Source organism: Streptomyces sp. NPDC005866, assembly GCF_040629895.1.
Classification (GTDB): domain Bacteria; phylum Actinomycetota; class Actinomycetes; order Streptomycetales; family Streptomycetaceae; genus Streptomyces.
On the sequence record NZ_JBEXWP010000009.1, the window covers coordinates 44,171 to 64,153 of the forward strand.

The 19,983-nt window shown below is 71.7% G+C and carries 17 protein-coding genes and 1 pseudogene; 14 read left to right on the forward strand and 4 right to left on the reverse strand.

Going from position 1 to position 19,983, the window contains the following annotated elements:
- The first annotated feature begins 8 nt into the window (after window positions 1–8).
- A complete protein-coding gene (locus ABZ396_RS15490; protein WP_358920131.1) occupies window positions 9–1,406 on the forward strand; it encodes a HAMP domain-containing sensor histidine kinase in 1,398 nt (465 codons plus the stop codon).
- Window positions 1,407–1,505: 99 nt separating this feature from the next.
- Here the strand turns inward: ABZ396_RS15490 and ABZ396_RS15495 are convergent, their stop codons facing one another.
- Window positions 1,506–2,504 carry a TAXI family TRAP transporter solute-binding subunit gene (locus ABZ396_RS15495; protein ID WP_358920133.1) on the reverse strand — a complete coding sequence of 333 codons (999 nt, stop codon included), beginning with the start codon at window positions 2,502–2,504 and terminating at the stop codon, window positions 1,506–1,508.
- Between the two features lie 163 nt (window positions 2,505–2,667).
- On the opposite strand from ABZ396_RS15495, the pseudogene ABZ396_RS15500 reads away from it, so the two are divergent.
- Window positions 2,668–3,284, forward strand: a pseudogene (locus ABZ396_RS15500) (SDR family oxidoreductase); the annotation flags it as partial.
- Here ABZ396_RS15500 and ABZ396_RS15505 read toward each other — a convergent pair.
- On the reverse strand, window positions 3,214–3,855 hold the full coding sequence (locus tag ABZ396_RS15505; protein WP_358920135.1) for a LysR family transcriptional regulator: 642 nt from the start codon (window positions 3,853–3,855) through the stop codon (window positions 3,214–3,216). The pseudogene ABZ396_RS15500 and the gene ABZ396_RS15505 overlap by 71 nt on opposite strands.
- A 164-nt stretch (window positions 3,856–4,019) precedes the next feature.
- Between ABZ396_RS15505 and ABZ396_RS15510 the strand changes: the two genes are divergently transcribed.
- The 5 genes from ABZ396_RS15510 (at window position 4,020) to ABZ396_RS15530 (ending at window position 8,746) form a co-directional block, all read left to right on the forward strand.
- A complete protein-coding gene (locus ABZ396_RS15510) occupies window positions 4,020–4,802 on the forward strand; it encodes a VIT1/CCC1 transporter family protein (RefSeq protein WP_358920137.1) in 783 nt (260 codons plus the stop codon).
- Window positions 4,803–4,944: 142 nt separating this feature from the next.
- A complete protein-coding gene (locus ABZ396_RS15515; protein WP_358920139.1) occupies window positions 4,945–5,838 on the forward strand; it encodes an NAD(P)-dependent oxidoreductase in 894 nt (297 codons plus the stop codon).
- Window positions 5,839–6,164: 326 nt separating this feature from the next.
- Window positions 6,165–7,691 carry a tRNA (N6-isopentenyl adenosine(37)-C2)-methylthiotransferase MiaB gene (gene miaB / locus ABZ396_RS15520; protein ID WP_358920141.1) on the forward strand — a complete coding sequence of 509 codons (1,527 nt, stop codon included), beginning with the start codon at window positions 6,165–6,167 and terminating at the stop codon, window positions 7,689–7,691.
- Window positions 7,692–7,737: 46 nt separating this feature from the next.
- A complete protein-coding gene (locus tag ABZ396_RS15525; protein ID WP_358920143.1) occupies window positions 7,738–8,028 on the forward strand; it encodes a hypothetical protein in 291 nt (96 codons plus the stop codon).
- A 10-nt stretch (window positions 8,029–8,038) separates the two neighbouring features.
- Window positions 8,039–8,746, forward strand: coding sequence for a class III extradiol dioxygenase subunit B-like domain-containing protein (locus ABZ396_RS15530; protein WP_358920145.1), 708 nt, complete (start codon window positions 8,039–8,041; stop codon window positions 8,744–8,746).
- Between the two features lie 75 nt (window positions 8,747–8,821).
- Here ABZ396_RS15530 and ABZ396_RS15535 read toward each other — a convergent pair whose 3' ends face one another.
- Together ABZ396_RS15535 and ABZ396_RS15540 are read right to left on the reverse strand one after the other, a co-directional pair.
- The gene (locus ABZ396_RS15535; RefSeq protein WP_358920147.1) at window positions 8,822–9,112 is read right to left on the reverse strand and encodes an antitoxin; all 291 of its coding nucleotides are present in this window, start codon (window positions 9,110–9,112) and stop codon (window positions 8,822–8,824) included.
- Window positions 9,113–9,145: 33 nt separating this feature from the next.
- A complete protein-coding gene (locus tag ABZ396_RS15540) occupies window positions 9,146–9,436 on the reverse strand; it encodes a hypothetical protein (protein ID WP_358920149.1) in 291 nt (96 codons plus the stop codon).
- Window positions 9,437–9,615: 179 nt separating this feature from the next.
- Here ABZ396_RS15540 and miaA point away from each other — a divergent pair, with 179 nt between their 5' ends.
- The 7 genes from miaA to ABZ396_RS15575 all read left to right on the forward strand — a co-directional run bounded on the left by miaA (window position 9,616) and on the right by ABZ396_RS15575 (window position 19,729).
- Window positions 9,616–10,554, forward strand: coding sequence for a tRNA (adenosine(37)-N6)-dimethylallyltransferase MiaA (miaA, locus tag ABZ396_RS15545; protein WP_358920151.1), 939 nt, complete (start codon window positions 9,616–9,618; stop codon window positions 10,552–10,554).
- Between the two features lie 106 nt (window positions 10,555–10,660).
- Entirely contained in the window at window positions 10,661–11,167 is a 507-nt protein-coding gene (locus ABZ396_RS15550; protein WP_358920229.1) for a hypothetical protein, read from the forward strand.
- Window positions 11,168–11,350: 183 nt separating this feature from the next.
- Window positions 11,351–12,214 carry a diaminopimelate epimerase gene (gene dapF, locus ABZ396_RS15555; protein WP_358920152.1) on the forward strand — a complete coding sequence of 288 codons (864 nt, stop codon included), beginning with the start codon at window positions 11,351–11,353 and terminating at the stop codon, window positions 12,212–12,214.
- Between the two features lie 295 nt (window positions 12,215–12,509).
- Entirely contained in the window at window positions 12,510–14,627 is a 2,118-nt protein-coding gene (locus ABZ396_RS15560; protein WP_358920154.1) for an HD domain-containing protein, read from the forward strand.
- A 207-nt stretch (window positions 14,628–14,834) separates the two neighbouring features.
- Window positions 14,835–16,340 carry a M1 family metallopeptidase gene (locus ABZ396_RS15565; protein WP_358920155.1) on the forward strand — a complete coding sequence of 502 codons (1,506 nt, stop codon included), beginning with the start codon at window positions 14,835–14,837 and terminating at the stop codon, window positions 16,338–16,340.
- A 134-nt stretch (window positions 16,341–16,474) separates the two neighbouring features.
- Window positions 16,475–17,965 carry a GTPase HflX gene (hflX, locus tag ABZ396_RS15570; protein ID WP_358920157.1) on the forward strand — a complete coding sequence of 497 codons (1,491 nt, stop codon included), beginning with the start codon at window positions 16,475–16,477 and terminating at the stop codon, window positions 17,963–17,965.
- Window positions 17,966–18,223: 258 nt separating this feature from the next.
- Window positions 18,224–19,729 (forward strand): diaminobutyrate--2-oxoglutarate transaminase family protein, encoded by a 1,506-nt coding sequence (locus ABZ396_RS15575; RefSeq protein WP_358920159.1) that lies wholly within the window; start codon window positions 18,224–18,226, stop codon window positions 19,727–19,729.
- Window positions 19,730–19,983 lie beyond the last annotated feature (254 nt).

The window sequence follows — 19,983 nt, forward strand, 5'->3', positions numbered from 1 at the left end:
GGGGACGGGTGCGCACACGTCTCCTCCCGCTGCTCATCGTCCTGCTGGCGGCCGTCCTGCTCGCGCTCGGTGTCCCCCTCGCCGCCAGCGTGGCCGCCGCCCAGCAGCAGAAGGTCGTCGTGGACCGGATCGACGACACCGCGCGGTTCGCGGCCCTCGCCCAGTTCGTCACCGACGCACCCACCACCGCGCGTCCGATGCGTACGTACGACCGGCAGGAGACCCTGCGCCGTGAACTCATCAGCTACTACGAGGTCTACGGCATTCGCGCGGGCGTCTTCTACCGCAACGCGTCCTCCATGGCCAACGCGCCCGACGACTGGGTCCTGCCGAAGACGGGCGAGGTACGTGAGGCCTACGACGAGGCGCTGCTCAGCCGGCGCAGCCATGACCCGCAGCAGGTGTGGCCCTGGCAGGACAGCCGGCTCGTCGTGGCCTCGCCGGTGATCCGCGACGGTGATGTCGTCGCCGTGGTGGTCACCGACTCGCCCACCGGCCCGATGCGCTCGCGCACCCTGCGCGGCTGGCTGTTCATCGGCGCCGGCGAGATCGCCGCGATGCTGCTCGCCGTCGGCGCGGCGCTGCGGCTGACCGGGTGGGTGCTGCGGCCCGTTCGGGTGCTCGACGCCACCACCCATGCGATCGCCAGCGGCCGGATCAAGTCCCGGGTCGCGGCGGCCGGCGGTCCGCCGGAACTCAGACGGCTGGCCCGGGCGTTCAACGAGATGGCGGACAACGTCGAGGACGTGCTGGAGCAGCAGCGCGCGTTCGTCGCCGACGCCTCCCACCAGCTGCGCAACCCGCTGGCCGCGCTGCTGCTGCGCATCGAACTGCTCGCGCTCGAACTCCCCGAGGGCAACGAGGAGATCGCCTCGGTCCGCACCGAGGGCAAGCGGCTCGCCCAGGTCCTGGACGACCTGCTCGACCTAGCGCTGGCCGAGCACGCCGAGGCGGACCCGATGCTGACCGACGTCGGGCGGCTGGCAGCGGAGCGGGTCGCCGCGTGGGCGCCGACCGCGACCGCGAAGGGGGTCCGGCTGAACGGGAAGTGCCCGCCGACCACCGGATGGGCCGACCCGATCACGCTGTCCAGCGCGCTGGACGCGGTGATCGACAACGCGGTGAAGTTCACGCCGGAGGGGGGCGCTGTGGAGGTGGGCGTCGCCGCCGCCGGTGACGTGTCGACGGTCGTGGTGACCGACACGGGGCCGGGGTTGACCGATGAGGAACTCGCGCGCGTGGGGGACCGGTTCTGGCGGAGCGGGCGGCATCAGAACGTGAAGGGGTCGGGGCTGGGGTTGTCGATCACTCGGGCGTTGCTGGCGGCGGGTGGAGGCGCCATCGCGTTCGAGCACCATGAGCCGCGGGGGTTGCGGGTGGCGGTTTCGGTGCCGCGGAGCGGGTGAAAGCAGGGCAGGGGTTGGGGCGGGGCGGGTTCGGTTGCGGCTCGGGTGCGGGTGGCTGGGAGTTGTTCGCGCGGTTCCCGGCGCCCCTGAAGGGGCGCTTCAGGGCTTGACCGAGCGGTAGTACCGCCGTGCGCCTTCCTGCAGGGGCAGTGGGTCCGTGTAGATCGCTGTGCGCAGGTCCACCAGTTGGGCCGAGTGGACATGGGCGCCGATGTCGTCGCGGCTCTTGATGACCGTGCGGGTCACCCACTCGGTGAGGCGCGGGTCCATGTCCTGGCGGGTCATGAGGAGGTTGGAGACCGCGATGGTCGCCACCGTCATGCCCTGCTGCACGGACGGATACGCCGACTCGGGCATGTTGGTCGCCCGGTAGTACAGCGCGGCCTCGCCCTCGGAGTGGAGTTTGGTGACGAGACTGCCGTCTATCGGCACGAACGTGAAGCTGAACTTCTTGGCGAGGTCCAGCAGTCCCTTGGTCGGCAGTCCGCCCGACCAGAAGAACGCGTCGATCTCGCCCCGCCGCAGCTGGTCCGGGCCGGTGTCTATGCCGTCGGACGCCGGGGTGATGTCCTTCGCGGGGTCGATCCCGGCGGCCCTGAGCACCCGGTTGGCTATCAGCCGTACACCCGAGTTGGGCAGCCCTATCGCCACCTGCTTGTGCCGCAGCTGCGCGACGCTGGTGATGCCCGAGTCGCGCCGCACGACAAGCTGGACGTAGTCGTCGTAGAGCCGCGCCACCCCGCGCATCCGGCCGGCGCCCCGGCCGTCGTTCAGTTCGTACGTCTCCACCGCGTCGGCCGCAGCGATGGTGAAGTCGGCCTGGCCGGTCGCCACCCGCCGCACGTTCTCGTACGACCCCGCGCTCTGGACCAGTTTCACCTCCAGGCCCGGCATGTCCTTGCCCAACTCGGTGCGCAGCCGCTCGCCGTACTCCTGGTAGACCCCGCGCAGCGTCCCCGTGCTGAAGGTGATCGTCCCGGTCGGCGGCTTCTCACCCAGCGGCATCAGCCACCACAGCAGCAGGCCGAACGCGAGGAAGCCGGCGGCCGAGCCCTGGAGCGCGCGGCGCCTGCCGATACGGGGGAACACCTTGGACATGCGCGCGATCCTGCCAGCCGCTCACGCACCTGACCAGGGCCGGGGGCCGGGCGGCGGACCGGAATCCGCGGCGGGCGCCGGCGCTTGTGGACTCCCGTCACCTCACGGACGAGGCGACGGGACGACCGGTTCGCTCCCTACTTTTCACACCTGAGGACATCTCATGGGATCTGTTGATCTGACCGGACGCGTGGCCCTGCTGACCGGGGCGACCAGCGGTATCGGCGCCGCGACCGCGACTCTGCTCGCCGAACGGGGCGCCCATGTGCTGGTCGCGGGACGGGACGCGGAGCGCGGCGAGAAGGTGGTCGCGGCTGTTCGGGACCGCGGTGGCAGGCCGACTTCCTGGCGGCCGAGCTGCGCGACGCCGACGCGGTACGGCAGCTGGCCAGGCGGGCCACCGAGCTGGGCGGCGGCCGCGTGGACATCCTCGTCAACAGCGCCGGCATCTTTCCGTTCGGCGCGACGGCCGAGACACCGTCCAGCGATGTGGACGCCGTCTACGACCTGAACGTGAAGGCGCCGTTCTACCTGGTCGCCGAGCTCGCACCGGCCATGGCCGAGCGCGGGCAGGGCGCGATCGTCAACGTCAGCACGATGGTCGCCGAGTACGGCGTCGTGGGCATGGCGCTGTACGGGTCGAGCAAGGCGGCGGTCAACCTGCTGACCAAGTCCTGGGCCGCCGAGTTCGGCCCGCGGGGCGTGCGGGTCAACGCCGTCGAGCCCGGCCCGACCCGCACCGAGGGCACGGCCGCCATGGGCGACGACCTGCACGCCCCGGCCGCCCAGGCGCCCGCCGGCCGGCCCGGCGAGGCCCGGGAGATCGCCGAGGCGATCGCCTAGCTGGCGAGCGACGCGGCGAGCTTCGTGCAAGGCGCGATCCTGCCGGTCGACGGCGGCCGCACGGCCGTCTGACGCACGGGGCGCGGGCGCATCCCCGCCGACGCCCAAGCCATGTCCGCCGGTGCGCCAGCCGTCCCGGCGGGCTGGGTGTGTCCGTGGGCGGGCCTGCCGTGTCCCGGCGGGCGAGGCGTGTCGTCGGGGGCCAGCTGTGCCTGTCGGGGGGCCGGGCGTGTCCGCCGGCGGTCGAGGTGTGTCCCGGCGGGCCGGGTGTGTCGTCGGGGGCCAGTGGTGTCGGCGGCTCGCCGACCAGCGCCGTCCCCGCCTCGGTGGCGCGCACCCCGCTGCGCCCGCGCACCAGCAGCCGCACGCCCAACTGCCGCTCCAGCCCCATGATCGTCCGGGACAGCGCGGGCTGGCTCACATGCAGACGCCGCGCGGCAGCGGACATCCCGCCCTCCTCCACCACCGCCACGAACGCCCGCAGTTCCCGCAACTCCATGCCGCCCATGCCATCACGCCTGCCGACGGAGTCACACGCTTACCTAATCCTTATGAATTCTATCTTTTATGGTGATAACACTTATCTTCGACTATCTACCCCAAGCGGGAAACAGCGGCACTTTCCGCACGTTGGTACATACGGAAACCACCATCGAGGATCGGAGTGCTGTGATGTCGCTGACGTCATCCGAACGGCCGTACGGGCCGTACGCCGCTCGCGCGCGCACGGTGAAAGCTGAGACCGGGAAGCCCGCCGAGCGTGGCGAGCGATCGCGGCGCGGCGACCGCTCGGGTGCCCTGCGTGCCTCCGTGTTCGGCGTCAACGACGGCCTGGTCTCCAACACGGCGCTTGTGATGGGCTTCGCCGGATCCGGCGTCTCGGGCACGGCGGTGCTGTTCGCCGGAGTCGCGGGACTGCTTGCCGGAGCGTTCTCCATGGCGGCCGGCGAGTACATCTCCATGCGCAGCCAACGCGAGGCCTACGAGCGGGAGATAGCGGTCGCGGCCGACCAGCTGCGCGCGGACCCGGGCGGGCAGGAGGAGGCACTCGCCCAGCTCTACCGGGACAAGGGACTGGACGCGGACGACGCCCGGCATGTCGCGTCGACCATCATGCGGGACCACGACACGGCCCTGAACACCATGGTCCGCGAGGAACTCGGGCTGGACCCGGACGAGTTGGGTTCGCCGTGGTCGGCGGCGCTCTCCAGCCTCGCCTCGTTCGCCGTCGGCGCCCTGGCCGCCGTACTGCCCTTCCTCTTCCTCTCGGGAACGGCCGCGCTGTTCCTCGCCGTCGCCCTGGCGGGCAGCGCCCTGTTCACCGTGGGCGGTGTGATCGGCCTGCTCAACGGCCGGGCCGCGCTGCGCTCCGGCGCCCGGCAGCTCTTCGTGGGCGCCCTCGCCGCCGGGGCCGTCTTCGGAATCGGGCATGTGATCGGCGCCAGAGTCAGCTGACCTCGGCCGCCGCTCCCGGTCAACAGCACAGCCGAATGACTCATCACGCACGGAGGACATTCATGCGCACCACGGATCTCAAGGACATCGACCCGAACATGGCGGCCACCCCGGTCGCCGGACCTCCTCCGGAGAGTGTGTGATGACCGAACGGACAAGGACAGAAAGGGCCCGGGTCGCCGTTCTCGGCACGGGTGTGATGGGCGCCCCCATCGCGCGCAGTCTGCTGCGCGCCGGGTTCGACGTGACGGTGTGGAACCGGACCCGGCAGAAGGCCGAGGCACTCGCCGGCCGGGGTGCGCGGGTCGCCGGCACCCCGGCCGGGGCGGCCGCGGAGGCCGAGTTCCTGATCACCATGCTCACCGACGGCGCCGCCGTGGAGAGCGCGATGACCGGTGCCGACGGCGCCCTGACCGCGCTCGGTCCGGACGCGGTCTGGATCCAGATGAGCACGATCGGCGTCCACGCCACTCGGCGCCTGGCGGAACTGGCCGAGGGGACCGCCGCGTTCGTCGACGCCCCCGTCTCCGGGAGTTCCGAGCCCGCGGAACGGGGCGAGCTGCTCGTCCTCGCCTCCGGGAATCCGGCACTGCGCCCCCGCGTACAGCCGTTGTTCGACGCGCTGGGCCACCGGACGCTGTGGCTGGACCGCCTCGGCGACGGCAGCCGCTTCAAGCTCGTGCTGAACAACTGGCTCGCCGTTCTGGTGGAAGGCATGGCCGAGACCGTCAGCCTGATCAACGCGCTGGGGCTGGATCCGGTTCTGGTGCTCGGCACCCTCGACGAGAGCCCGCTGGGATCCGCCTACGCGACGGCCAAGGGGCGTGCCATGGTCGAGCGCGACTTCGCGCCGGGCTTCCCGCTGCACCACGCGGGCAAGGACGCGGCCCTCGCCCTGGCGGCCGCCGACCACCGGGGGATCGAACTGCCTCTCACCGAAGCTCTGCTGAAGCGCTGGGACGAAGCGATCGCGTCCGGCCACGCCAACGACGACGTGGCCTCGGCCATCACCGCGGCCGGCCCGCCACGGCTCTGAGCCCGGCGAGGGCGGCGCCGGCCTACGCCCGCACGGATCGCCGCCCGCCCCTCGGGCCACGGCAGAAACACGCACACGGCGGCCTTTACGCGCCTCGGTCCCCGCACGCCGTCCACGGGCATCGCCCGCCCCTCTGCCGGACCGGCCACGTCAGGAGGCGAAGCAGCGTCACCGTGTTCGCGTGATCGGCGGCGGCGACCACACCGCCTGGCCCGACCGCCCCATGCGTGGGACGAAGCTGACGAAGCAGTCGCCCGCACCCTCGGCGAGGCCGGGCTCCGGACGTGTGGGGACAGGGCGCCAAGCACAACGCCTACCCTTGACCCATGACCAGCAGCAGCGACCGGAGCCCGGCAGTGGACATTCGTTCATCTAAAACCTATGAAATCCGCACCTACGGGTGCCAGATGAACGTCCATGACTCCGAGCGATTGTCCGGGCTGCTGGAGGAGGCGGGCTACGTACGCGCCCCCGAGGGCTCCGACGGCGACGCCGACGTCGTCGTCTTCAACACCTGCGCCGTCCGGGAGAACGCCGACAACCGCCTCTACGGCAACCTCGGCCGCCTCGCCCCGATGAAGACGAAGCGCCCCGGGATGCAGATCGCGGTCGGCGGCTGCCTCGCCCAGAAGGACCGCGACACCATCGTGAAGAAGGCCCCCTGGGTCGACGTCGTCTTCGGCACGCACAACATCGGCAAGCTGCCGGTCCTGCTGGAGCGCGCCCGGGTCCAGGAAGAGGCGCAGGTCGAGATCGCCGAGTCGCTGGAGGCGTTCCCCTCCACGCTGCCGACCCGGCGCGAGAGCGCGTACGCGGCCTGGGTGTCGATCTCCGTCGGCTGCAACAACACCTGCACCTTCTGCATCGTCCCGGCCCTGCGCGGCAAGGAGAAGGACCGCCGCACCGGCGACATCCTCGCCGAGATCGAGGCCCTGGTCGGCGAGGGCGTCTCCGAGATCACGCTGCTCGGGCAGAACGTCAACGCGTACGGCTCCGACATCGGCGACCGCGAGGCCTTCAGCAAGCTGCTGCGCGCCTGCGGGAACATCGAGGGTCTGGAGCGGGTGCGGTTCACGTCCCCGCACCCCCGCGACTTCACGGACGACGTGATCGCGGCCATGGCGGACACCCCGAACGTCATGCCCCAGCTCCACATGCCGCTCCAGTCCGGCTCGGACACCGTCCTGAAGGCGATGCGCCGCTCGTACCGGCAGGACCGCTACCTCGGGATCATTGAAAAGGTGCGCGCCGCCATCCCGCACGCAGCGATCACCACCGACATCATCGTGGGCTTCCCGGGCGAGACGGGGGAGGACTTCGAGCAGACCCTGCAGGTGGTCCGCGAGGCCCGCTTCACCCAGGCCTTCACCTTCCAGTACTCCAAGCGGCCCGGCACCCCGGCCGCCACCATGGACAACCAGATCCCCAAGGAGGTCGTCCAGGCGCGTTACGAGCGTCTCGTCGCCCTCCAGGAGGAGATCTCCTGGGACGAGAACAAGAAGCAGATCGGCCGCACCCTGGAGCTGATGGTCGCCGAGGGCGAGGGCCGCAAGGACGGCGCCACCCACCGCCTCTCCGGCCGTGCCCCCGACAACCGCCTGGTCCACTTCACCAAGCCCGACCAGGAGGTCCGCCCCGGCGACGTCGTCACGGTCGAGATCACATACGCCGCTCCGCACCACCTCCTCGCCGAGGGCGCCGTACTCGACGTACGCCGGACCCGCGCGGGTGACGCCTGGGAGAAGCGCAACGCCGCCGAGGCGGCCAAGCCGGCGGGCGTGCTGCTGGGGCTGCCGAAGATCGGGGTGCCGGAGCCGCTGCCGGTGGCGACGGGGGGCTGCGCGGCGCACTGAGCGCAGGCCATACTCCTCAGGTCGATCAGGAGCCGGGGGACGGAGCATGGCGCGCTGGGTGGTTGTCGTGCAGTTCGGCTACGGGGACCAGTACAAGGTCGAGGAGGCCGCTCGCTTCGAGGCCACCCCGGAACAGGCCCGGGCCACTCTGTATGAGTTCGCCTGTACCCACCGTCCGCGCATGGGCCTGCGCCAGCAGCGCCGTGACGTGTACCGGATGGGGGACGGGGACGCGTACTACGTGCACATCGAAGGCATGATGTCCACGCACCGCGTGCTCTACCGCCTGGCGGAACTGGCGTGGAGTACCGATTCGGCGGCCGAGTACCGGCAGTAGGCTGCCGGTCGTGCTTGTCGCCGCAGCAGTCTGCCCCTGCCCGCCGGTCCTCGTCCCCGAGGTCGCCGCGGGCGCGGCCCCCGAGCTGGACGCGGCCCGTGCCGCGTGTGCCGACGCGCTGGGCGTGCTCGCCGCCGCGCGGCCCGACCTGCTGGTGGTGGTCGGGCCCGCCGAGAAGCCCGAGCGGGGCGTGTTCCCGCAGGGCAGCCGGGGCTCCTTCCGCGGCTTCGGCGTCGACGTCGACGTACGGCTGGGAGGCGGCGAGGCCGGTGAGCGGGAGCTGCCGGCCTCGCTCGCCGTCGGCGCCTGGCTGCTGGAGCGCACCGGCTGGGCCGACGCGCCGATCGAGGGGCTCGGCGTGGGCGAGCCCCTGGAGGCCGAGCGGTGCGTCCGGACCGGCCGGGAGATCGCCGGCCGGGCCCCGCGGGTGGCGATGCTGGTCATGGGCGACGCCAGTGCCTGCCGCACCCTCAAGGCGCCGGGCTACCTCGACGAGCGGGCGGCCCCCTTCGACGCCGAGGCTGCCCGCGCGCTCGGCACGGCCGACATCGCGGCGATCAAGGCCCTCAACGCCGAGCTGGCGTACCAGCTCAAAGCCGCCGGCCGGGCTCCCTGGCAGGTCCTGGCCGGCGCGGCCGAGGACGCGGGCCTCGACGGGGCGCTGCTCTACGACGAGGCGCCGTACGGCGTCTGCTACCTCGTGGCGACCTGGTCCTGACCGTGTCGCGAAACGGCGGACCTCCGGGAGTCGGGTGACTCTCGGCCGTCCGCCGATCTTCGTGGTCCGCCCGGCTCAGGAAGCCGGCGGCGGGCCCTCCGGGCGGGTCGGGGTGGCGGGGTCGGTCGACGCGGTACCGCCCGTCGCGTCCGGGTGCACAAACCGGTCCATGGCGTCCTTGGCCCTGCCCGTACCCGTCTGGATCTTGTCGCTGTACTTGCCCTTGGTCTTCTCGTCGACGACCCGCGCGGCCTTGTCGATGCCGTGCTGGAGCTTGTCGATCTTGTCCTCGTGCTGGTGCGCGAGGTCAGAGACCCGGTCCTTGGCCGGGGCGAGCTTGGCCCTCAAATTGTCCAAAAGACCCATGGCTACCTTCCCTATGGCTTCCCTCACGGGCCGCTATGTGCGGGCGCCTTCGCCTGCCTCGTTGTCGGCGGCCTCCTTGGCGGACTGCTGCTTGGGGATCTCGGTGCTCTCGTTGCCGGCGACCGCGAGGGGTTCCGGTTCCGTCCGCGCCTCCGCGCTCCCGCCGTCGTCCTCGCCCGGTCCCTTCGCCGCCGTCGCCCCGGCCGCCTCCTCCGCGGCGTTCTCCGCTTCCGACCCGTCCGGCTCGGAACCGGCCGGTGCCTCGGTGCCCGGCTCCTCCGTCGCCTTCGACTTCTTCCCGAGGAATCGTGCCAAAACGCCCATGTCCACTCCATACGTTACTCGTGTGAGCGAAATCCCGCGTGACCCGGTGCGTCCGTTTGCGCCACCCCGGTCACCGCCTCTCGTCGGCGGCGGGAACCTCGCAACGGGCAACGAAGCCGGACACGGACTGTCACGTAACTCGTTCGAGACCCGCCTCCGAGGTTTGCGAGACTGGTGCGGTGAGCAGCGAACCCCCCGCCCCCCGTGTCATCGCCGTCGTAGGCCCCACCGCGGCCGGTAAGTCCGACCTCGGCGTCTTCCTGGCCCAGCGGCTCGGCGGTGAGGTCGTCAACGCCGACTCCATGCAGCTGTACCGGGGGATGGACATCGGCACCGCCAAGCTGACGCCCGAGGAGCGCGCCGGCGTCCCGCACCACCTGCTCGACATCTGGGACGTGACCGTCACGGCCTCCGTCGCCGAGTACCAGCGACTCGCCCGCGCCCGTATCGACGCCCTGCTTGCCGAGGGCCGCTGGCCGATCCTGGTCGGCGGCTCCGGGCTCTACATCCGCGGTGCCGTCGACAACCTGGAGTTCCCCGGCACCGACCCCGAGGTCAGGGCCCGCCTGGAGGGGGAACTCGCGCTGCGCGGCTCAGGCGCCCTGCACGCCCGGCTGTGCGCCGCCGACCCCGAGGCCGGACGCGCCATCCTGCCCGGCAACGGACGCCGTATCGTCAGGGCCCTGGAGGTGATCGAGATCACCGGCCAGCCCTTCACCGCCAACCTCCCGGGCCATGACTCGGTCTACGACACCGTCCAGATCGGCGTCGACGTGGCCCGCCCCGAGCTCGACGAGCGCATCGCGCTGCGCGTCGACCGGATGTGGGAGGCCGGGCTCGTGGAGGAGGTGCGCGCACTGGAGGCGCACGGGCTGCGCGAGGGCCGTACGGCGTCGCGTGCGCTCGGCTACCAGCAGGTCCTCACGGCGCTCGCCGGGGAGTGCACGGAAGCGGAAGCGCGGGCGGAGACCGTCCGTGCCACCAAGCGCTTCGCGCGCCGCCAGGATTCATGGTTCAGGCGCGACCCCCGGGTGCACTGGTTGAGTGGGGCCGCGGCGGACCGAGAGGAACTTCCGCAGCTGGCCCTGGCGTTGCTCGAACGACCGGTCACAGCCTGATCACGTCATGGCATCGGGATGCGCCACCGGTCATCGAGGCCTCCGGCGCCGTGCCATCATCGAGCTTCGATCGCAAGTGGAGTCCTAGTTGGGAGGGCGCGTGGCGATGGAGGCCGGCCCTCGCGACACCGCACGAGACACCGAGCACGTCGCTCTGGAACCGGGTGATCCGGAAGAGGGCGAGGACCGACTGACGCCGGACGGTCCGGACGACACGGTGGGTGGCGGCGTGACCGCCGACGGCCCCGAGCCGGAGGAGATGTTCACCAGCGGCCCCGAGGTCGAGGTCGAGCTCCGCCCGCAGCGCCGTCTGCGCCTGTGGCAGCTGGCCCCCATCGTGGGGCTGGCCGCGGTGGGCTCCCTGATGTTCGCCTTCCCCCTGGCTTTCGTCTTCGGCGACAGCGGCGCGGTGATCGCCATGCTGGGCCTGCTGATCTGCTCCTGCGCGGCGGGCTGGGGAATGATGGCGGCTCGCCGGGTCGGTTACACGTGGCCGGGCCTCCCGCCGAAGGGCTCGGGCCGCAGGCCCGACTGGCGCGTGGTGATCGGCTACGTGGTCCTGGTGGCGATCGTGGTCGTCCTGGCCGTCTGGCGAGTGGCCCGACTCCGCTGAGAGACGCCCCGGGGTGGCGCGTCCCACAGCGGGCGCGGGGCCGTACCGACATGTGGCTCAGTCGTGTGATCTGTACGCGGCTCCGCCGCGTCATCGATGTCCGGCTCCGCCGCGTGGGCGCGCGCCCAGCCCCCCCCGGCCCGCGGCCAAGAGCACCGCACCCTCTTCCTCTACGATCGAAGAATGCGCATCCCCTTCCTCAAGGGCCACGGCACCGAGAACGACTTCGTGATCGTCCCGGACCCCGAGAACGCCCTGGACCTCACCCCCGCCGCCGTAGCCGCCCTCTGCGACCGCCGCGCCGGCCTAGGCGCCGACGGCGTGCTGCGCGTCGTCCGGTCCGCCGCGCACCCCGAGGCCAAGGGGATGGCCGCCGACGCGGAGTGGTTCATGGACTACCGCAACGGCGACGGCTCGATCGCCGAGATGTGCGGCAACGGCGTCCGTGTCTTCGCCCGCTATCTCCAGCACGCCGGTCACGTCACGGGGGGCGACCTCGCCATCGCCACGCGTGGCGGCGTGAAGAGCGTCCACCTCGCCAAGGACGGTGACGTCACCGTCGGCATGGGTCGCGCCCGCCTCCCCGAGAGCGATGTCACCGTGAGCGTCGGCGACCGCACCTGGCCCGCGCGGAACGTGAACATGGGCAACCCGCACGCCGTCGCCTTCGTCGAGGACCTCGCCGACGCCGGCGACCTCTACAGCTCGCCCCCCTTCAGCCCGCCGTCGGCCTACCCCGAAGGGGTCAACGTCGAGTTCGTCGTCGACCGCGGCCCCCGCCACGTCGCGATGCGCGTGCACGAGCGCGGCTCCGGCGAGACCCGCTCCTGCGGAACCGGCGCCTGCGCGGTCGCCGTGGCCACCGCACGCCGTGACGGCGCCGACCCCGCCGTCACCGGCACCCCGGCGACGTACACCGTGGACGTGCCCGGCGGACGGCTCGTCATCACCGAACGACCCGACGGCGAGATCGAGATGACCGGCCCCGCGGTGATCGTGGCCGAAGGCGAGATCGACGCCGCATGGCTGGAAAACGCCGCCCGCTGAGCGGGCCGAACGTCACGAACCGTGGTCCGGGACGTCGTACAACACCCGGAACCACGGCTTGTGTTACTCCCCGTGGCGAGAAACGGCGGCCACCCCCCGAACAGGTGGCGCAAAATCGTAAACCTCCAAATCGTCGCTCGAATGGGTGATCCGTTTCACGCTGGGCGAGAGGCGGTCAGTCGGGCGTGTTGGGCTCGATAGCATCAAGCACCGGCGCGGACGGGGGAATCTCACCATTCCCTGAGCCGTTTATGCCCTGGGACCCCGTCCGCCGGTCGACGAGCCGGAGGTGCCCATGAGTGCGGAGGCCACGAACCCTGCGACGCCCGGACCTGTAGCGCCCACAGCGGCCCGCAGGAAGGCCCGCGCCCGGATCGACCTGCGCCGGCTCGGCCGGGCCGCGCTGCTCGGCAACGCCGCCCGCGGCAAACTCCCGGACGCCATCGGCCATGTCGTCGAGGCGCACCGCGCCCACTACCCCGACGCCGACCTCGAACCCCTGCGCCGCGCGTACGTGCTGGCCGAGTCCTCGCACCGCGGTCAGATGCGCAAGAGCGGCGAGCCGTACATCACCCACCCCCTCGCGGTCACCCTGATCCTCGCCGAACTCGGCGCCGAGACCACGACCCTGACGGCTTCTCTGCTCCACGACACCGTCGAGGACACCGATGTGACCCTCGACCAGGTGCGGGAACAGTTCGGCGAGGAGGTCCGTTATCTGGTCGACGGGGTGACGAAACTCGAGAAGGTCGACTACGGGGCCGCCGCCGAACCCGAGACGTTCCGGAAGATGCTCGTCGCCACCGGCAGCGACGTCCGCGTGATGTCTATCAAGCTCGCCGACCGGCTCCACAACATGCGCACCCTCGGCGTGATGCGCCCCGAGAAACAGGAACGCATCGCCAATGTCACCCGCGACGTCCTCATCCCGCTCGCCGAACGGCTCGGCGTGCAGGCGCTGAAGACCGAGTTGGAGGACCTGGTCTTCGCGATCCTGCACCCCGAGGAGTACGAGCACACACGGGAGTTGATCGCCGAGAACGCGGCCCGCGCGGACGACCCCCTCGCCGAGATCTCCGACGAGGTGCGCGGGGTACTGCGCGAGGCCGACATCCCCGCCGAAGTCCTCATCCGGCCCCGGCACTTCGTCTCCGTCCACCGCGTCAGCCGCAAACGCGGCGAACTGCGCGGCGCCGACTTCGGCCGGCTGCTGGTGCTGGTCAACGAGGACGCGGACTGTTACGCCGTCCTCGGCGAACTGCACACCTGTATGACCCCGGTCGTCTCGGAGTTCAAGGACTTCATCGCCGTACCGAAGTTCAACCTCTACCAGTCGCTCCACACGGCGGTCGCCCGCGCCGACGGGCAGGTCGCCGAAGTCCTCATCCGCACCCACCAGATGCACAAGGTCGCCGAGGCCGGCGTCGTCGCCCTGGGCAACCCCTACGCCCCGGACGCCGACGCGCCCGCCTCCGACGCCCCCGCCGACGGCGAGCGCGCCGACCCGACCCGCCCCGGCTGGCTCTCCCGCCTCCTCGACTGGCAGAAGGCCGCGCCCGACACCGACACCTTCTGGTCCACCCTCCGTGAGGACCTCGCCCAGGACCGCGAGATCACCGTCTTCCGCCCCGACGGCGGCACCCTAGGCCTCCCCGAGGGCGCCACCTGCGTCGACGCCGCCTACGCCCAGTACGGCGAGGACGCGCACGCCTGCATCGGCGCCCGGGTCAACGGCCGCCTCGCCACCCTCAGCACCGTCCTCACGGACGGTGACACCGTCCAGCTGCTGATGGGCCAGGACCCGGCCTCCGAACCCTCCCGGGAGTGGCTGGAGCACGCCCACACGCCCGCCGCCCGCATCGCCATCCAGCGCTGGCTCGCCACCCATCCGGACAGCGCCGAAGAGCTCCACGCCCCCGCGGCCGTGCCCGCGCGCCCCATCCCCGAAGCCCAGGCCCCCATCCCCCGTACCGCAAGCGCCGTGGTCGTCGACCGGCCCGACGCGACCGTACGGCTGGCCGGCTGCTGTACCCCCGTACCGCCCGACGAGGTCACCGGCTTCGCCGTGCGCGGGGGAGTGGTCACCGTGCACCGCGTGGCGTGCGCCTCGGTGGCGCACATGAAGGGCACCGGACGCCCGGAGGTCGCCGTGAGCTGGGGCGACAGCACCGCCTGCCGGGTCACCCTGGTCGCCGAATCGTTCGGCCGCCCCCATCTGCTCGCCGACCTCACCGAGGCGATGGCCCAGGAGGGCGCCGAGATCGTCTCGGCGACCGTGGAACCGCCCAGCCAGCAGCGCGTCCGCCACACCTACACCGTCGAGCTCCCCGACGCGGCCCACCTGCCCGCCCTGATGCGCGCGATGCGCAACGTGGCCGGGGTGTACGACGTCGACCGAGCGCAACACCAGTGAGTCAGGGCCCGTCTTTCGGATCACTCCCAGACGCGTGGTCCGGCACGCCCCAGCCACAGGGGGGTACCCCAAGCGGCGTTGCCGTCAGTCGCCGCCTCCCCGACGCCCGGCCTCGCTCGCCCGGGGGTCCCCATCGCGTCGACTCGTTCGAGTGGATCAGGCGCGCGTCGTCGTCATGAGCCGGGAGTGCGCTGGTAGCGGTGGTCCATGTCGCTCACCCTCCGCACCCGCCGGCCGCGGCGCCGGCATGCCGCCCTCCTCGCGTCCGCCGTCTCCGTCGCCCTGCTCGGCGCGAGCGCCCCGCCGGTCCCGCTGGGCCTCGGTGACCGGATCTTCCCGTACCTCGGCAACCCGGGGTACGACGTGGTGTCGTACGACCTCTCCCTCACCTATCCCGGCAGCAACGACACGCCGCTCCAGGCCGTCACCACCATCGACGCCTGGACCACCGCCGACCTGGACCGGGTCAACCTGGACTTCGCGCACGGCAAGGTCGAGTCCGTCGAGGTGGACGGCCGGTCCGCCGCCTTCGACAGCGCCGGTGAGGACCTGGTCGTCACACCGGACAAGCCGCTGCGGCAGGGCAGCTGGACGCGGATCACCGTGAAGCACACCAGTGACCCGGTGGCCGCCAAGGGCCAGGACGGCGGCTGGGTGCGCACCGCCGACGGGCTCGCCATGGCCAACCAGGCCGACGCAGCCCACCTGGTCTTTCCGTGCAACGACCACCCGTCCGACAAGGCGATGTTCACCTTCCGCATCAGCGCCCCGAACGGCTACACGGTCGTCGCCAATGGGCTGCCCACCGAGTCCGCCCGGATCGGCCCCCAGACCACCTGGACATACCGCACCCAGCACCCCATGGCCACCGAGCTCGCGCAGGTCTCCATCGGCCGCTCCGCCGTACTCCACCGCACCGGCCCGCACGGCCTGCCCGTCCGGGACGTCGTCCCGAGCGCCGACGCCAAGAAACTCGAACCCTGGCTGGCCAAGACCCCAGACCAGATCGCCTGGCTGGAGAGCAAGGTCGGGACGTACCCCTTCGAGACGTACGGCGTGCTCATGGCACAGGCGTCCACCGGCTTCGAGCTGGAGACCCAGACCCTCTCCCTCTTCGAGAAGAACCTGTTCACCGAACCCGCGTATCCCAAGTGGTACCTCGAGTCGATCATGGTGCACGAGCTGTCCCACCAGTGGTTCGGCGACAGCGTCAGCCCGCGCGTCTGGTCGGACGTGTGGCTGAACGAGGGGCACGCCACCTGGTACGAGGCGCTGTACGGGGAGGAGAAGGGCCACAAGCCCATGATCGACCGGATGAAGGCCGCCTACGGCGCCTCGGACCGCTGGCGCGCCGCCGGCGGGCCGCCCGCCCTGCCCAAGCCCCCCGAGCCCGGCCAGAAGATCAGCATCTTCCGTCCCAACATCTACGACGGCGCCGCCCTCGCCCTCTACGCCCTGCGCCAGGAGATCGGCAAGCCCGCCTTCGAGCGCCTGGAGCGGATCTGGGTGCAGCGCCACCAGGACGCCACCGCCACCACCGCCGACTTCGTCCAGCTGGCCTCCGCGATCGCCAACCGCGACCTCACCGGCTTCTTCAACGCCTGGCTGTACGGCGAGAAGACCCCGCCGATGCCCGGCCACCCGGACTGGAAGCAGGTCCCGGCCCCGGCCAAGCATGCCAAGAAGGTGACGGCCGGGCGGCCCCGGGAATAACACCGTGCCGGGACCGGGCTTACCGTGCGACCATCAAGGGGTTCGGCGCGGTACGGGTCGGGGAATGTCCCGGGGTACTCGTACGTTGAGCAAGTGAACGCCTATTTAGGCAATCCCAACGACGTAAGGACCCAATGACCTCCTCTTCTTCCCCTTCCCAGGACACCAGGCGCCTCGCGCAGGACTACCCCGACGGTCTTCGGGCCGATGCCCTGATGGAAGAGGACGTCGCCTGGAGCCACGAGATCGACGGAGAGTGGGACGGCGACCAGTTCGACCGCTCCGAGCGCGCGGCCCTGCGCCGCGTCGCCGGCCTCTCCACCGAGCTCGAGGATGTCACCGAGGTCGAGTACCGACAGCTCCGATTGGAGCGGGTCGTGCTGGTCGGGGTGTGGACCACGGGCACCGCGCAGGACGCGGACAACTCCCTCGCGGAGCTGGCCGCCCTCGCCGAGACGGCGGGCGCGCTGGTGCTCGACGGTGTCATCCAGCGCCGCGACAAGCCCGACGCGGCAACCTACATCGGCTCCGGCAAGGCCCTGGAGCTGCGCGACATCGTCCTCGAAACGGGCGCGGACACCGTCATTTGCGACGGTGAGCTGAGCCCGGGCCAGCTGATCCAGCTGGAGGACGTCGTCAAGGTCAAGGTCATCGACCGGACCGCCCTGATCCTGGACATCTTCGCCCAGCACGCCAAGTCCCGAGAGGGCAAGGCGCAGGTCGCGCTCGCGCAGATGCAGTACATGCTGCCGCGACTGCGAGGCTGGGGTCAGTCCCTGTCCCGGCAGATGGGTGGCGGTCGCGGTGGCCTGGCCACACGTGGTCCCGGTGAGACCAAGATCGAGACGGACCGGCGGCGGATCCGCGAGAAGATGGCGAAGATGCGCCGGGAGATCGCGGAGATGAAGACCGGCCGCGAGATCAAGCGCCAGGAACGCCGCCGCAACAAGGTGCCGTCCGTCGCCATCGCGGGCTACACCAACGCCGGCAAGTCCTCCCTGCTCAACCGCCTCACCGGCGCCGGCGTCCTGGTCGAGAACGCCCTGTTCGCGACCCTGGACCCGACCGTCCGCCGCGCGGAGACCCCGAGCGGCCGCCTGTACACGCTGACGGACACCGTCGGTTTTGTCCGGCACCTGCCGCACCACCTGGTCGAGGCGTTCCGCTCCACCATGGAGGAGGTCGGCGACGCCGACCTGATCCTGCATGTGGTCGACGGCTCGCACCCGACCCCGGAGGAGCAGCTGGCCGCGGTGCGCGAGGTGATCAGGGACGTCGGTGCCACCGACGTACCCGAGATCGTGGTGATCAACAAGGCGGACGCGGCGGACCCGCTGGTCCTGCAGCGCCTGCTGCGCAACGAGAAGCGCTCCCTCGCGGTCTCGGCCCGCACCGGCCGGGGCATCCAGGAGCTGATCGCCCTGATCGACAACGAGCTGCCCCGCCCGTCGGTCGAGATCGAGGCCCTCGTCCCGTACACCCACGGCCAGCTGGTCGCCCGCGCGCACAACGAGGGCGAGGTGCTGTCGGAGGAGCACACGGCGGAGGGCACCCTGCTCAAGGTCCGGGTCCACGAGGAACTGGCGGCGGAACTCGCGCCGTACGTTCCGGCTCCCGCTGCCTGACCGGCTCAACCGGAAGGCCCGCCCCCTTTTGAGGGGGCGGGCCTTTTCGCGCCCCCCAGGCGGCGGGGGAGCTGCGCGAGCAATCACGACGACGGGTCAGCCGCCGCCTGCGGGGAGCGAGGCAACGCCGCGGCAAGGATCTTGAAGTGACCCGTAACCCGGTGGACGGTCCGGGGTTGGTAGCGGTGGGGGTCCCGCTGCCTGTGCCCGGTGCCCGCCGATCAACTCGCCTCTGGACAGCGGGGAGGACAGCGAGCCGTGGCCGTGACGGAGTCGGTGACCGGGGGGACGTTCGGGGGAGCGCTCGCGGTGCACGAAGGGATCCTGAGACGCCAGTCGGCGCGCGAGTCGCGGGCGCGGACTTATGCGCGGGCCCTCCCCATCGTGCCGGTGCGGGCCCGCGGCCTGACCATCGAGGGCGCCGACGGCCGCCGCTACCTGGACTGCCTCTCCGGCGCCGGCACCCTCGCGCTCGGCCACAACCACCCGGTCGTGCTGGAGGCGATCCGCAAGGTCCTCGACTCCGGGGCCCCGCTCTCCGTCCTCGACCTGGCGACCCCCGTCAAGGACGCCTTCACCACCGAACTGTTCCGCACCCTGCCGCCCGGCCTCGCGGACCGCGCCCGCGTCCAGTTCTGCGGGCCCGCCGGTACGGACGCCGTCGAGGCCGCCTTCAAACTCGTCCGGGCCGCGACCGGCCGCACCGGCATCCTCGCCTTCACCGGCGCCTATCACGGGATGACCACCGGCGCGCTGGCCGCCTCCGGCGGGGCCGGCGACGTCCGCGTCGCCCGGCTGCCCTATCCCCAGGACTACCGATGCCCGTTCGGCGTCGGCGGCCCAGGCGGCGCCGAACTCGCCGCCCGCTGGACCGAGTCCGTCCTCGACGACCCCAAGTCCGGCGTCCCGCTGCCTGCCGGGATGATCCTCGAACCCGTCCAGGGCGAGGGCGGGGTGATCCCCGCGCCGGACGACTGGCTCCGCCGGATGCGCAGCCTCACCGCCGACCGGACCATCCCTCTGATCGCCGACGAGATCCAGACCGGAGTGGGCAGGACCGGTGCTCTCTGGGCCGTCGAACACAGTGGCGTGACCCCCGATGTGATGGTCCTGTCCAAGGCCATCGGCGGCAGCCTTCCCCTTGCCGTCGTCGTCTACCGCGACGACCTCGACGTCTGGGAACCCGGCGCCCACGCCGGCACCTTCCGGGGCAACCAACTCGCCATGGCCGCCGGCACGGCCACCCTCGCCCATGTCCGCGAGAACGGCCTGGCCGAGCGCGCGGGCCGGCTCGGCTCCCGAATGCTTTCCCAGCTGCGCGGGCTCCAGGAGGAGTTCGCGTGCGTGGGCGATGTGCGGGGGCGGGGACTGATGATCGGGGTGGAACTGGTGGACCCGGAGGAGGGGTGGGCGGAGGCCACGGGGGAGGGAAACGACGACGTCCGGGGCTCCGGTGGGTCGGTGGAGATGCGGGTCGGTGCCGTCAGCGGGTGGGACGGTGCGCCCCGGCCCCGGCCGTACCCCGCCGCCCCCGAACTGGCCTCCGCCGTGCAGCGCGCCTGCCTGGAACGCGGCCTGATCGTCGAACTCGGCGGCCGCCACGCCGGCGTCGTACGACTCCTCCCACCGCTGACCATCACCGACGAACAGGCCGCCGCCGTCCTGGACCGCCTCGCCGACGCCGTGGCGGCGGTGGCCCGCGACCCGGCCGCCCACGGCGTCCGGCCCCGTCGACGCGAGGGCCGCAAGGAGCCGGCCGGCTAGCCCACTCATCCGGAACGGGCCCCGGCCGGCCACAGCGCCCGAGACGAACCAGGCGAACGGACCGCCCGGAAGGCGCCCGCCCGCCGGACCGCCGTGAGTAGGCCGACCGCCCGGTACCGCCGAGGCGAACCAGTCGCCCAGCGCGCCCGGAGCGGCCCGGACGGCCCACGCGTAAAACCCCACATCGTCCACACCTCTCTCGTCAGGACACCCAGCACTCAACTCACCACCCGGCCAGCCCGGTTCGCCGCGCA

Coding starts and splice junctions, on each gene's coding strand:
- ABZ396_RS15495 (WP_358920133.1), bottom strand. CDS start 2,504: ATGTCCAAGGTGTTCCCCCGTATCGGCAGGCGCCGCGCGCTCCAGGGC.
- ABZ396_RS15505 (WP_358920135.1), bottom strand. CDS start 3,855: ATGGGCGGCATGGAGTTGCGGGAACTGCGGGCGTTCGTGGCGGTGGTG.
- ABZ396_RS15510 (WP_358920137.1), top strand. CDS start 4,020: ATGTCGCTGACGTCATCCGAACGGCCGTACGGGCCGTACGCCGCTCGC.
- ABZ396_RS15515 (WP_358920139.1), top strand. CDS start 4,945: ATGACCGAACGGACAAGGACAGAAAGGGCCCGGGTCGCCGTTCTCGGC.
- miaB (WP_358920141.1), top strand. CDS start 6,165: ATGACCAGCAGCAGCGACCGGAGCCCGGCAGTGGACATTCGTTCATCT.
- ABZ396_RS15525 (WP_358920143.1), top strand. CDS start 7,738: ATGGCGCGCTGGGTGGTTGTCGTGCAGTTCGGCTACGGGGACCAGTAC.
- ABZ396_RS15535 (WP_358920147.1), bottom strand. CDS start 9,112: ATGGGTCTTTTGGACAATTTGAGGGCCAAGCTCGCCCCGGCCAAGGAC.
- ABZ396_RS15540 (WP_358920149.1), bottom strand. CDS start 9,436: ATGGGCGTTTTGGCACGATTCCTCGGGAAGAAGTCGAAGGCGACGGAG.
- ABZ396_RS15550 (WP_358920229.1), top strand. CDS start 10,661: ATGGAGGCCGGCCCTCGCGACACCGCACGAGACACCGAGCACGTCGCT.
- dapF (WP_358920152.1), top strand. CDS start 11,351: ATGCGCATCCCCTTCCTCAAGGGCCACGGCACCGAGAACGACTTCGTG.
- ABZ396_RS15560 (WP_358920154.1), top strand. CDS start 12,510: ATGAGTGCGGAGGCCACGAACCCTGCGACGCCCGGACCTGTAGCGCCC.
- ABZ396_RS15565 (WP_358920155.1), top strand. CDS start 14,835: ATGTCGCTCACCCTCCGCACCCGCCGGCCGCGGCGCCGGCATGCCGCC.
- hflX (WP_358920157.1), top strand. CDS start 16,475: ATGACCTCCTCTTCTTCCCCTTCCCAGGACACCAGGCGCCTCGCGCAG.